Here is a 12,826-nt window from a genome sequence, read left to right as displayed (position 1 = left end):
CATCCTCAGCTGGGTGGTTCGGGGGTGACGGGCCGGCCGTCGGACATGCGGTTGCCCTTCCACACGTTCCCGGCGCCGCCGGCGTTCCAGGCGGCGACCGGCCCGTAGGCTCCGGCGCCCGGGTGGTACTGGGTGGAGAAGACGTTGTCGGTGACCTGGATGCCGGTGGCGCCGGCGCCGCCGCCGTAGAGCGCGTACGCTCCCCCGGCGAGCCAGTTGCCGTCGACGACGACGGAGGAGACGACCCCGGTGTCGGCGAACAGGCCGACGGCCGCGGTGGCCCCCCGGTCCACCGGGGTGGAGTTCAGCAGGGTGTTGTGGCGCAGGATCAGCCGGCCCTTGTTGCCGCCGCCGCTGATGACGGCGTCGGTGTGCTGCCATTCGCCGCCCAGGTTGCGGAAGGCGACGAGGTCGTGCACGTAGTTGTCGTGCAGGTCCCCCTGTCCCATGGACAGGGCGTTGCCGAAGACCGAGATGTCGCACCAGCCCACCTCGATGGAGCTGCCGCCCATGTTGGAGACGGCGTAGTTCACACCGCCGTTGTCGGGGCCCTTGCCCGGCACGGCGGTGATGGTGGTGTGCAGGACCTTCAGTCCGCTGAAGCCGGGGCGCAGGTTGATCCCCCACCAGTTGGTGGAGGTGATCCTGCTGTCGATGACGGTGACGTCGTTGGCGTAGATGTCGAGCGAGCCGCGGATGTCCCAGCCCTTGATGACCGTGCCGTCCTTCTTGACCGACATGTTGCCCGTGTCGTGCCGTTCCAGCGCGATGCGCGGGCCGGTGCTGTTCTCGTCGGGGAATCCGCAGGCTCCGGGCGAGGTGCAGGAGGAGGGGGAGCCGGAGGGCGGGGGTTCGGCCGTCCCCGGTGAGGACGCCGGGGAGGGTGTGGCCGAGGGGCTCGGCGTGGCGGTGGGCGCGGGGGCGGCCGTACCGGAGGGTGCGGCGGTCGGTGTGGCGGGCGGCGGCGCGGCGGCGGGATCGCCCACGCCGGTGCGGTCCGCCTGGTAGAGGGTCAGTACGACGGCCAGCACGACCCCGGCGAGCAGCCAGGCCCCCAGACGCCTTAGGTGCTCTGTCACGCCGCCTGCCCCCGCAGTAACGAACGGCTGGGCAGGACGCACAGGCCGTAGACGAGCGTGCCGGCGATCGCGGTCGCCAGGAGCGCGAGGACCCCGGAGCCCAGGTACCGCTCCAGGCCGAGGACGATCACCGTCATCACCACTCCGCCGAGGAAGGGCCAGGCGCAGGCCCGGACGACGCCGGCGAAGGGGATGCCGCCGCGGTGCAGGGCGACCAGGTACACCGGCACCACGACGACCGCGGCGACCAGGACCTGCCCCAGTGCGACCCCCGCGATCCCGCCGGTGCGGGCGCCCGCCACGAGGACCGGGACCAGGAGGAGGAGCCACAGCCCCTGGACGGCGATCAGCGAGCGGCGCCGGCCGATGGCCACCAGGCAGTCGTAGGCGAGTTCGCAGCCGATGCGGATCAGGCCGAGTGCCATCAGCCAGGGCAGTGCGCGGGCGGCGGGCCCCCAGCGTTCGCCGTAGACGAGCTCGACGATGGGTCCGGCGAGGCCGGCGAGCAGCACGCAGAGCGGGACGGTGACCGTCACCAGGACGGCGAGGGCGCGGCCGAATCCGTCGGCCAGCGCCTTCGGGGACTCGGCCAGCCGGGAGAAGCCGGCGAAGGAGACCCGGCGGGCCGCCTCGGAGACGATGCGTACGGGCCAGCCGGAGATGTTGAACGCGAGCACGTAGAAGCCGAGGGCCAGCTGGTCCAGGGTGGAACCCACCACCATGGGAGGCACGTTGGCGACGCCGAGGGCGAGCAGGCTGGCCCCGGCGAGCGGCAGGCCGAAGCGGAGCAGGGCGCGGGCCTGTTCCCGGTCCCAGCCGAACCGCAGGGTGCCGGGGGCCGCGAGGCAGCAGCCGATGAGCGCGCCCGCGCTGCCGGCGACGGCGCCCCAGGCGAAGCTCATGGCGCCCCAGCCCTGGACGGCCAGCAGCAGGGTCACGGTGGTGCTGAGGACGAAGTTGACGGCGTCGACGGCCATCCGCCGGCCCTGCGCGAACGCCCGGGTGAGGAAGCCCGCGGGCACCTGGGAGAGGCCGTCGAGGACCACGACCAGGCACATGACCCGCAGGACGCCGGAGGCCTCGGGCGAGCCGAGTACGCCGGCCACCGCGGGGGCCACCGCGAACAGCACCACGTACAGCAGGCCGCTGGACAGGGCGCTCAGGGTGAGGACGGTCGGGGCGAAGCGGCGCGGGTCGTCCTCCCAGCGGATGATCGCGAGCGAGACCCCGAGCTCGTTCGCGGAGAGCAGGACCAGCAGCACCGTCTGCGCGATCCCGTACACGCCCCAGGCCTCGGGCCCGAGGAAGAAGCGGGCCAGGATGATCCCGGTCGCGAAGTTGCCGAGGCGCATGACGACGGTGTTGATGAGGCTCCACCGGGCGGCGGAGCCCACCTTGCGCCCGAGCGACGGCGCCGCCGGGGCGGTCTCGGTGTCCGTTCCGGCGGCGGTCACGGCGAGCCGCCCGTACGGGAGCCGGCCGCGCCGGAGCCGGCCGGGTGGGCGACGGTCATGCGCAGGGTGGCCGTCGGGTCACCGGCGTCCTCCGCGGCCGGTCCGCCGGCCTCGCCGCCGTCGCCGGGCGCGGGCCGGTGCCTGCCGGGCGATGACCGCTGCCGCTTGCGGGCCTCCACGAAGAAGGTGGCCACCAGGCTGAGTACGAAGCCCAGTGCGCCCGCCATGACCAGGAACTGGAGCCTGGCCTTGGTCTGTGCCTCCGGTTTCTGGGGAGGCACGATCGTCGACATCCGGATCATGGCGTCGGGTGCCACCGACTGCTGGCTCTGGAACTCCAGCAGCCGCTTCTCCGCGTAGGCGGTGAGGATCTCGTCCGACTTCAGCACGGCGGCCGGGTCGGTCCCGACGACGCTCAGCCACATGTAGGGGCCGAGCGCGTTGTCGGCGATCTTCGCCTCGTGCACCCCGGTGAGGCCCAGGGCCTTCAGGTCGGCCTTGGCGCCGTCGGAGTTCAGGTTGCGGGCCAGGCCGTCGGCCATGCCGGTGAGCGAGGCCTGGGTGCTCAGGAAGGGGTTGCCGTCGAAGGCCACCGTGGCCTTCTTCGAGTTCAGCAGCGTCACCGTGCTCTGCGACCGGTACTCCACCGGGACCAGCAGGTACACGGCGGCGGTGAGCGCCGCCGTGATCAGCAGTCCGGGCAGCAGCACGTACCAGCGTCTGCGCATGACCCGCCAGATCTCCGCGAGATCCATGGTCTTCCCCTTCGCATTGCGTTTACAGCACGTGCTGTCGATCGGTGGCCGCCCCGCGCGGGACGAGGTCGGTCGGGCGCGGCCGGGTGTGCGCGGGCGGGCCGTCGAGCAGGACCGCGGCGATGCGCTCGCTCGCCCGGCCGTCCCAGAGTGCGGGGCAGCGCGGCGCGGGCGGGTGGTCGAGCACCCGGTTCACGGTGGCCGTGATGCGCTCCGGATCCGTGCCCGCGAGCACGTTGGTGCCCTCCTCGACGGTGATGGGCCGCTCGGTGTTCTCCCGGAGGGTCACACAGGGCACGCCCAGGGCGGTGGTCTCCTCCTGGACGCCGCCGGAGTCGGTGAGCACCACGCGGGCGGAGTCCTGCAGGGCGATGAAGTCGAGGTATCCGGCGGCCGGTACGAGCCGGATGCCGCCGGGCACGCCCAGTTCGGCGAGCCGCTCCGCGGCCCGCGGGTGCACGGGCAGCAGCAGCGGGCAGCGGTCGGCGATCTCGCCCAGGGCCTTGAGCAGACCGCGCAGGGCGCCGGGGTCGTCGACGTTGGCGGGCCGGTGCAGGGTGACCAGGCCGTATCCGCCGCGGGTGAGTCCGTACCGGTCCAGGACGTCCGAGGTCCTGGCCCGGTCCAGATTGGCGAGGAGGGTGTCGATCATGACGTTGCCGACGACGTGGATCTGGTCCTCCCGGTACCCTTCCGCCCGCAGGTTCGCGGCCGCGTCGGGCGAGGGGGCCAGCAGGTAGTCGCTGAGCCGGTCGGTGGCGACCCGGTTGACCTCCTCCGGCATGCTCCAGTCCCGGCTGCGCAGCCCCGACTCCACGTGGGCCAGCAGCGGGCCGGCCTTCGCGGTGACCAGGGCGCAGGCGAGGGTGGAGTTGATGTCGCCGACCACGACCACCGCGTCCGGGGCCAGTTCGCCGAGCAGCGGCTCGAAGGCCGCCATCACCCGCCCGGTCTGCTGGGCGTGGCTGCCGGATCCGGCACCCAGGTAGCGGTCGGGCGGGCGGATGCCGAGGTCGCGGAAGAACACGTCGTTCATGGACTCGTCGTAGTGCTGTCCGGTGTGGACGAGGATCACCTCGGCGCCGCGGCGCTCCAGTGCGTCCATCACCGGTTTGATCTTCATGTAGTTGGGCCGGGCACCGGCCACGCAGACGATCCTGGTCATGGGGATCAGAGCACCTCCACCATGGGTCCGGAGACCCGGTTGCGGCAGTCGAGGACGAAGGAGGCGTGCTCGGTCACCATCGCGTAGTCGAAGGAGTCGTGGTCGGTGAGCAGGACGACCACGTCGGCGGCGGCCAGCTCCTTGCGGGTCGGTTCGACCCGTACGAGCCGGGCGTCGACCTTGATGCTCTCCACCACGTGGGGGTCGGCCGCGCGGACCTTGGCCCCCATGTCGAGGAGCAGCTGGGCGATGCGGACGGCGGGCGACTCCCGGGCGTCGCCGGTGTTCTTCTTGTACGCGAGCCCCAGCAGCAGGACCTTGGAGCCGTTGACCGAGCGGCGTTTGGCGTTGAGCGCGTCGATCACCCGGCGCGTCACGTACTCGGGCATGTGGTTGTTGATGTCGTTGGCGAGTTCGACGAAGCGGAAGTTCTGGCCGAGTTCGCGCTGCACCCGCCAGTTCAGGTAGGAGGGGTCGATGGGCAGGCAGTGGCCGCCGACGCCCGGGCCGGGGGTGAACTTCATGAAGCCGAAGGGCTTGCTGGAGGCCGCCTCGATGGCCTGCCAGACGTCGATGTCGAGGTGGCGGGCGAACATCGCTATCTCGTTGACCAGCGCGATGTTCACGTGCCGGAAGGTGTTCTCCAGCAGTTTCGCCAGCTCGGCCTCCTTGGGCGAGCGGACCGGGACCGTGGTGTCGACGAGGTCCCCGTAGAAGGCCTCGACGGCCTTGAGGGAACGGGCGTCGACTCCGGAGACCACCTTGGGGGTCTGCTGGAAGCCCCAGACGGTGTTGCCCGGGTCGATGCGCTCGGGGCTGTAGCCGAGGTGGAAGTCCTCGCCCGCGGTGAGCCCGGAGCCGTCCTCCAGGATCGGCGCGAACAGCTCCTCGGTGGTACCCGGATAGGTGGTGGACTCCAGGACGACGGTCGCGCCCGGCCGCAGGAAACGGGCCAGGGTGTGGGCCGACTCCTCGATGTAGCGCAGGTCGGGGGCCCCGTCCTGTAAGGGGGTGGGCACGGTGACGACGGCGACGTCGAAGCCGCCGCAGTCCCGGGCCAGTTCGCTCGGGCGGTAGGTACCGTTGGCCAGCGCCCGGTTCAGCCGTTCGGAGGAGACGTCCTCCACGTACGATTCGCCGGCGGCGAGGCTCTTGACCCGCCGCGCGTCCACGTCGTACCCGATCACCTGGTGTCCGACCTCGGCGGCCCGGATGGCCAGCGGCAGTCCGACGTATCCCTGTCCCACGACGACGACGCGCATCAGTGACTCCTGTTCGCGGAACCGGCAGACGGTGTGCGGTGGATGAGTTCCCGGACCGTCATGGCCAGGAAGGCGGCGTTGGTGGTGAGGTAGCGCCTGCCGAGACGGCGCGGCTCCTGGAGGGTGCGGTAGAACCATTCGAGTCCCATCCGCTGCCAGACCAGGGGGGCCCTCTTGGTGATGCCGGCGAGGATGTCGAAGGAGCCGCCGACTCCGTGGACGACGTGGGCGCCGGTGCGCTTGCCGTAGCCCGCGGTGAAGATCTCCTTCTTGGGCGAGGTCATCCCGAGGAACAGCATCCGGGCGCCGCTGTCCGCGACGGCGTCGGCGATCGGCTCCTGGTCGGAGTCGTCGAAGTAGCCGTTGCGGCTGCCGGCCACCCGCAGGCGCGGGAAGCGTTCGGAGATCTGCCGGAGCATCTTCTCCAGCACGGACTGTTCGGCGCCGAGCAGATAGACGGGAACGTCCGCCACCTCGGCCGCCGCGAGCAGCCGCATGAACAGGTCGATTCCCGCGACCCGTTCGGGCAGCCGGACGCCCAGGACGCGGCCGGCCCAGACCACCGCCTGGCCGTCGGCCAGGACGAGGTCGCAGCCGGCGACCGCCGCGGCGAGGCGGGGGTCGCGCCGCATGTTGACCAGCTTGGCGGCGTTGACCATGCCGATCTCGATCTGTTCACCGCGCCGCACCGCGTCGAGGCAGCGCTGCACGGTCTCGTCCATGGTCAGCGGATCGAGCGCGATCCCGAAGAGGAAGGGCCGCTGGGTCATCTCGGCAGCCCCCCGAGCCAGGCGAAGAGCATCCAGCCGAACTCGTACGGGCGGCACTCGCGGTCGACCGCGAGGGGCCGGAAGATCCGGTCCAGCGGGGCGAGGCGCGCGCCCGGCACGACCCGGGTGGTGAGCCCGCGGGCGGCGCGGACGGCCTTCTTCGGGTCGCCGCGGTGGACCTTGCGCCAGGTGACCCCGTGGTCCTCGCGGATCATCGGCTCCCGCGGGCTCCCGGTGGGGCCGGCGAGTTCGGGCACGTCGGTCATCCAGCGCAGGCCCTTGCGGACGGCCGCACCGAAGTCGGTGCCGCCCGCCTCGGCCAGGTCGAGCAGCGCGGTCGGGGCCATGGCGTGCTGGTGCACGCTGTAGACCGGGTAGCCCTCGATCACGTCGCCGCGGCGGGCGTCGTAGTGCCACCACCACTGGCCGCCGTCGCCCTGCAGGGCGCAGATGCGGGCGGCGCAGGCGTCGGCGGCCGCGAGGGCCTCCGGGTCGTCGCCGCTCGCGTGGAGCCGGGCCAGTGCCTGGAGCGGATAGGTCTGGTCGGCGAAGCAGGCCACGTGGGAGCGGTATCCGGGGACCAGCCCCGGCCCGGTGGCGTGCGGGAAGAGCGGGCTGTCGTCCGTCCCGGCCGTCAGCAGGCGGGTGCGGGCGGCCGCGAGGCGGTCCTCCACGTCCACCGTGCCGCGCGCGGCGGCGAGGGCGGAGAGCACCCAGGCCGCCTCGACCGTGTACTGCGGCCGCCCGGGCACGTCCAGCTCCGCCACCCGGTCGAGGGCGCCGGACAGCTTCGGGTGGCCGGTCTCGGCGGCGGCCCAGGCGATGAGCGCCGCGTCGCCGAGGTTCACCACCCCCGGCAGCCGCTCGACGAGCAGGCCGGCGAACTCCCCGGCGGAGCGCCCGCCGAACAGGGCGCGCTGGCGGTCCTCGGGCAGGAACCGGGCGCCGAGCGCGGTGATGGCCGCGTACCGGGTGCTGGTCCCCCGCTGTTCCAGGCGGCGGGTGCCGTCGGGCGAGACCGTGCCCGCCCTGGTGAAGACGAAGGTCTCGGCGCCCGGCAGGTACATCGCGGGAAGTCCCGCCTCGGCCAGCGCGAGCAGCCGTTCGGCGAGTGCGTGCAGCGGCAGGTCCGCGCCGGCCAGTGCTTCTAATCGTGTGCCGGTCATCGGGTCCCCACCCCGATTCCCCGGGTGCTCCGCGCACCCCGTATGTCCGAGCCGTACGGCACCAAGACACCTACCCCCTCTGATCGTTACTCGGAGGGGAATTGCGCGTGACGACGACGCCCGTGCCGCCGGTGTCGTCCCACCGATGGCACGAGCCGTCCCGAGGCTGCGTCTGGACCCCCCAGCGATGCCTCGAACCGGAGCATGCGTGATCGGCAGTGCAGGCGGGCGCGGGTGTCCGCGCCGCCGTCACACTGCCGGCGATGCCCTCGTCGTGTTTACAACCCCCCACTGAGCACAGTCTGTTGCGTGCTCAGATCCCGTATACAGGGACAAGGTATGCCCACGGATGTTCGTTGATTGCGGTTTTGAGGAAATGCCGGTGCCGTAGTTTTGCCGACGTTCCGTCAGGTGCGCTCCAGGAGCGTGCCGTCCCTCTCGTCGTGCAGCGCGCCGGTGCGCGGGCACTCCCACACGCCCGGCTCGTCCGCGCGCTCCACCAGCCGGACCCCCGCCCGGCCCACCCAGCCGATACGCCGCGCCGGCACACCCGCGACGAGCGCGAAGTCCGGTACGTCCTTCGACACCACCGCTCCGGCCGCCACCAGCGCCCAGCGCCCGACCCGTACCCCGGCCACGCACACCGAACGGGCCCCCAGCGAGGCCCCCTCGGCGACCACGACCCCGGCGGGCTCCCAGTCGCCGTCGCGCTTGAGCCGGCCGTCGGGCTCGACCGCGCGCGGGTAGAAGTCGTTGGTGAGGACGGCGGCCGGACCGATGAACACCCCGTCGCCGAGTTCGGCCGGTTCGTACACGAGCGCGTAGTTCTGGAGCTTCACGTGGTCCCCGATCTTCACGCCGGGACCGACGTACGCCCCGCGCCCCACGATGCACCCGCGCCCCAGCCGGGCCTCCTCCCGTATCTGCGCCAGATCCCAGATCGTGGTCCCCTCACCGAGCTCGGCGCTCTCGTCGACCTGGGAGGAGGGTTGGATGCGGACACTCACGGCGCGGTCCCCTTACGGTTCGCGAGGCATGCGGACGTACGGACGCACGCCCGTACGAGCCGAGCATATGCGCCGGCCGAACACCCCACGCGTGGATCAACCAACCGCCTCCGCCCAGGATTTGGCCGGATTCGCTCCTTGGTTCAGAGGAGGCGCTCGGGGACCGAGCCGGCCGGGACGGTGCGCGTGTGGAGGCGGCCGTCGGGGGCCCGGAACTCGACGTCGCCCATCGGGTCGGCGGTGACCTCGCCGACGACGGCGGCCTGCCGGCCGTGGGGGTGGGCGCGCAGCGCCGTCAGGACCCGGCCGGTGTGCTCCGGCGGGACGAACAGGCACAGGCAGCCCGCGCAGGCCGCGTCCAGGGGGGCCAGGCCGCGGGCGCCGAGGGCCACCCGGGCCTCGTACCGTACGGGCAGGGCGGCCTCGTCCACGCACAGCGTCAGGCCGCGGCCCGCGGCGCACTGGCGCAGCACCTCCGCCAGGCCTCCCGCGACCACGGTCCGGGCGTGGTGGATGTCGGCGCCCACCTCCCGCAGCATGCCGCCGAGCGGGGCGCAGTCGCTGGGGACGTGGTGCTCGTAGCCGAGTCCGTCGCGCAGGGAGACCAGGTGGGCGGCGTGGCTGCCGAGCGGCCCGGTCACCACGATGCGGTCGCCCGGCCGGACCGAGTCGAGGTCCAGGGCCGGTGCGCCGGGGCCCAGCACCCCGAAGGCGGTCGCGGTGACGAAGACCCGGTCGGCCTCGCCGGCACGGACGACCTGGGTGTCGACGGCGGCGATCGTGACCCCGGCCTCGGCGGCGGCGGAGCGCACGGAGGCGGTCAGCCTGCGCACCAGCTCCAGCGGGAGGCCGGCCTCCAGCACGATGCCGAGGGCGATGTGCCGGGGTTCGGCGCCGGTGACGGCCAGTTCGTTGACGGCGCCGCAGACGGCCACCCGCCCGATGTCGCCGTTGCCGAAGAAGGGCGGGTCGACGACGTACGTGCCGGTCCGGACGACGACGCTCCGGTCCGGCGGGAGTTCTTCCTCGATCAGGGCCCGTACCCCCGGACCGAAACCGACCTGGGCCGCGTCCCACCCCTGTGTGTACGTCACGCCATCCCCCGATGCCCGCGAGTCATGATCGCCCCATCATCCTGCGCGTACGGGGCCCCGCCTACCCGTTTCGGCCGTACGGCGACGGATGAGGGGTCAGTAGGGGCGGCGGCCGGGACGTCCGTAGCCGCGGAGCAGGACGACGGCGCCGGCGGTGGCCAGGGCCGGGAGCAGGGCGAAGCCGGCCAGCATGCCGAGTTCGGCGGTCGCGCTCTGCTCGGCGGCGCGGCCGGTGCCGGAGGAGACGTAGCCGGAGAGCTGGAGCACGAGGCCGTAGAGGAAGGGGCCGAGGGCGACGCCCAGCCCCTCGCCGGTGGTGAACAGGCCGGACAGGACGCCCGCTTGGCGGCGTTCGGTGCGGGCGGAGTCCCGGGCGATGCATTCCGGCAGCATCGCGTACAGGAAGAGCAGCTGGCCCGCGTGGCCGGTGCCCGCGATCGCCATGGTGGCGAGCACCGCGGCCGGGGGCAGCAGCGGGGCGGCGAGGAAGAGCAGGCAGCCGGTGGCGAAGAGGGCGGAGGCGAGGGCGTGTCCGCGGCGGCCGCGCAGCCGTGACCAGAGCGGGAGGGTCAGCAGGTTGGGGGCGACGAACGCGGCCACCATGGGGCCGACCCCGGCGGAGTCGTGCAGCACGTGGTCGGCGAAGTACGGCGCGCCCGCGAGGAGGACCCCGGTCGCGACGGACTGGACGACCGCGCACCGCAGCAGCGCCGTGAAGGAGGGGTTGCCGCGGGCGGCCGCGAACTGGCGGCGCAGGCTGGGCTCGCTCTCCAGGACGGGGCCGCAGGTGCCGCCGCGGGAGGTGCCGGCGAACACCCAGAGCGTGCCCAGGGCGATGACCGCCGCGCCGAACACGCCGACCCAGCGGTGCCCGGCGAGGCCGCCGCCACCGGCGTCGACGAGGGCGGGAGCGGCGGCGCCGGTGACGAGGGCCGCCACCCCGATGACCGCGACCCGCCCCCCGACCAGCCGCATCCGGTCCTGGTCGCGGTCGGCGAGCTCGGCGGGCATGGCGACGTACGGCACCTGGTAGAAGGCGAAAGCGGTGGCGGTGAGCAGGTAGCCGGCCGCGGTGAACCAGGCGCCGGCGGTGCCGGGCAGCGGGCCCGCGAAGGTCAGCGCGAAGGCCAGGGCCATCGCGAGGCCGCCGCCGAGGACGTACGGGCGGCGGGCGCCCCAGCGGGTACGGGTGCGGTCGCTGACCCGCCCGACCAGCGGGTTGAGCAGCGCGTCCCACGCCTTGGGGACGAAGACGATCGCGCCGGCCAGCGCGGCGCCCACGCCCAGGGTGTCGGTGAGGTACGGGAGCAGGAGCAGGCCGGGGAGGGTGGTGAAGGTACCGGTGACGAGGGAGCCGGAGGCGTAGCCGAACCGGAGCCGGGCGGGCAGAGCGGCCGGCGGCCGGTTCGGCGATCCCGAGGGGGCGGGCGGGCCCGGTGCTCCCGCCGGCTCCGGGGCGGGCGGGACGTCCGGGACGGCGCGGGGGGTGCGCGCGGACCCTGTCGTGGCCATCGGGGGGGCTCCCTTCCGGGATCGGGGAGAGCGACGGTGCGAAGGCCCCGCCCGAAGGGGTGGGGGATGTCCCGGGGGGCGGGGCCTCGGGACGAACAGTGCGTCCCCCCGCATGGAGGTCACTAAAACCCGGGGCCCGGATGAGTGCGGGTCACTGATCCCGAACCACTGCACCGGGGCGCAGGCGAGGTGGACATGCGCCCTGGCGGCTTCCGGGGTCTCGGGCACGGTTGCGCTCTGGACGCCCCGGCGTGGCCACCGCCCCTCGCACCGTGCGCATCACCGCCTCCACCGAGGCGCTACAGCGAAGCGTGCGAGAACCAGCACGTGGCCCGCGCCTGGACGACGGGCACGAACCCCGCCCGGGGCCGGCGTCGGAGCACCTCCGCTCGCGCGGAGTGCAGCCCCGCGCCTGCGAGTTCCTCGACCGCCGGGCCCCGCGGGGGATCCGCGGAGCGGGACGAGTTCCTGCCATGCACCTTGCTGACACCGGCGCCGGGTGGCTGCCCGCTCCACCGCCGCTCCACCATGGCTGCAGAGAAGGAGAGGGACATGACAGTCGACAACGGCACGACCTCGCCCCCCACCATCCATGGACACGCGACCGCGGGCACCCAGCACCTGATCCACCGTCCGCCCACCCGGGCGTACTACGCCCTGGACGCACCCAGCCTGGGTGAGGAGCACTTCACCCTCGTCGGCGCGACTCCCGTCACTCACCCGCTCTTCAACGACGGCCCGGGGCACTTCCACGACCTGCAGATCGCCACCGAGACGGTGCGCGAGATCGGCGAGTTCGTCGGGCACCGCTACTTCGGCGTGCCGGACGACCGGCCCGGTCTCTTCTACCGCTTCACCCTCGACTTCACCGACCTCTCCGCCTGGCGCACGGACGCGGGCGCCGCCGGCCCCGTCCCGCTGGCCACCCACATCACGGCCCGCCCGGCGAACGTGGTGGCCGAGGTCCCGCGCGGTCTCGACTTCCACCTCCAGGTCACCATCGACGGCCGCCCGTGCGCGACGGGCGCCGCCGGCCTGGTCTTCCTCATGCCGAAGCTGTACCGCAAGCACGTGGAGCACTCCCGGCAGGCCCTGCAGGCCGCGCCCGAGCTCGACGACGCCCCGGACGGCCCGCTGCTCCCGGCCGACTCCGCCGAGGCGGGCCGCTACACCCCCGAGAACATCGTGATCAGCGAGCCGACCGACGTCTCGCGCGGCCGGCTCAGCACCTGGCTGCTCTCCACCCGGGTCAGCCCGGTGTTCACCGGCGAGGACGGCCAGTACTCCGGTCTGCACCTGATGGAGGCCCTGCGCCAGACCTCGCTGCTCGCCTCGGGCCGCGCGCACGGCCTCAACCCCGCGCGCAGCACGCTGGGCGCCTGCCAGGTGCACTTCCGCGGGCCGGCGGAGCGCGATCTCCCGCTGCGCTGCGTGGCGGTGGCCGGGCCGCTGGGGCGGGACGACGGGGGGCGGCCGACCGTTCCCGTCACGCTCACCCTGACACAGCGCCGCCGGGCCGTCGCCGAGGCCCGTACCTCCGTGGTGCAGGACTACTGAGCACC

Annotated in this window: 11 protein-coding genes; 1 reads left to right on the top strand and 10 read right to left on the bottom strand. The window is 73.3% G+C overall.

Annotation, left to right across the window (positions count from 1 at the left end; translation table 11 throughout):
• Positions 1 to 5: 5 nt before the first annotated feature.
• From ACZ4VT_RS06935 to ACZ4VT_RS06890, 10 genes are all read right to left on the bottom strand, one after another.
• Entirely contained in the window at positions 6 to 1,079 is a 1,074-nt protein-coding gene (locus tag ACZ4VT_RS06935; RefSeq protein WP_467947304.1) for a hypothetical protein, read from the bottom strand.
• Positions 1,076 to 2,533 carry an oligosaccharide flippase family protein gene (locus ACZ4VT_RS06930; RefSeq protein WP_467947303.1) on the bottom strand — a complete coding sequence of 486 codons (1,458 nt, stop codon included), beginning with the start codon at positions 2,531 to 2,533 and terminating at the stop codon, positions 1,076 to 1,078. Before ACZ4VT_RS06930 ends, ACZ4VT_RS06935 begins: the two co-directional genes overlap by 4 nt.
• On the bottom strand, positions 2,530 to 3,288 hold the full coding sequence (locus ACZ4VT_RS06925) for a YveK family protein (protein WP_467947301.1): 759 nt from the start codon (positions 3,286 to 3,288) through the stop codon (positions 2,530 to 2,532). Before ACZ4VT_RS06925 ends, ACZ4VT_RS06930 begins: the two co-directional genes overlap by 4 nt.
• A 22-nt stretch (positions 3,289 to 3,310) precedes the next feature.
• Positions 3,311 to 4,453, bottom strand: coding sequence for a non-hydrolyzing UDP-N-acetylglucosamine 2-epimerase (wecB, locus tag ACZ4VT_RS06920; protein ID WP_467947299.1), 1,143 nt, complete (start codon positions 4,451 to 4,453; stop codon positions 3,311 to 3,313).
• 5 nt (positions 4,454 to 4,458) lie between these two features.
• The gene (locus ACZ4VT_RS06915) at positions 4,459 to 5,715 is read right to left on the bottom strand and encodes a nucleotide sugar dehydrogenase (protein ID WP_467947297.1); all 1,257 of its coding nucleotides are present in this window, start codon (positions 5,713 to 5,715) and stop codon (positions 4,459 to 4,461) included.
• Positions 5,715 to 6,485, bottom strand: a complete 771-nt coding sequence (locus tag ACZ4VT_RS06910) for a WecB/TagA/CpsF family glycosyltransferase (protein WP_467947295.1) — start codon at positions 6,483 to 6,485, stop codon at positions 5,715 to 5,717. The genes ACZ4VT_RS06915 and ACZ4VT_RS06910 overlap by 1 nt, the downstream gene beginning before the upstream one ends.
• Positions 6,482 to 7,651 carry a hypothetical protein gene (locus ACZ4VT_RS06905; RefSeq protein ID WP_467947293.1) on the bottom strand — a complete coding sequence of 390 codons (1,170 nt, stop codon included), beginning with the start codon at positions 7,649 to 7,651 and terminating at the stop codon, positions 6,482 to 6,484. Before ACZ4VT_RS06905 ends, ACZ4VT_RS06910 begins: the two co-directional genes overlap by 4 nt.
• 407 nt (positions 7,652 to 8,058) lie before the next feature.
• On the bottom strand, positions 8,059 to 8,658 hold the full coding sequence (locus ACZ4VT_RS06900) for an acyltransferase (protein ID WP_467947291.1): 600 nt from the start codon (positions 8,656 to 8,658) through the stop codon (positions 8,059 to 8,061).
• Between the two features lie 143 nt (positions 8,659 to 8,801).
• Positions 8,802 to 9,752, bottom strand: coding sequence for an AIR synthase-related protein (locus ACZ4VT_RS06895; RefSeq protein ID WP_467947289.1), 951 nt, complete (start codon positions 9,750 to 9,752; stop codon positions 8,802 to 8,804).
• A gap of 96 nt (positions 9,753 to 9,848) precedes the next feature.
• Positions 9,849 to 11,264, bottom strand: coding sequence for an MFS transporter (locus tag ACZ4VT_RS06890; RefSeq protein WP_467947288.1), 1,416 nt, complete (start codon positions 11,262 to 11,264; stop codon positions 9,849 to 9,851).
• A 552-nt stretch (positions 11,265 to 11,816) separates the two neighbouring features.
• Between ACZ4VT_RS06890 and ACZ4VT_RS06885 the strand changes: the two genes are divergently transcribed.
• Positions 11,817 to 12,821, top strand: a complete 1,005-nt coding sequence (locus ACZ4VT_RS06885) for an AfsA-related hotdog domain-containing protein (protein WP_467947286.1) — start codon at positions 11,817 to 11,819, stop codon at positions 12,819 to 12,821.
• Positions 12,822 to 12,826 lie beyond the last annotated feature (5 nt).

The sequence above is a fragment of the Streptomyces sp. NPDC029164 genome (assembly GCF_055563995.1).
This window is presented reverse-complemented; position numbering and strand designations above follow the sequence as displayed.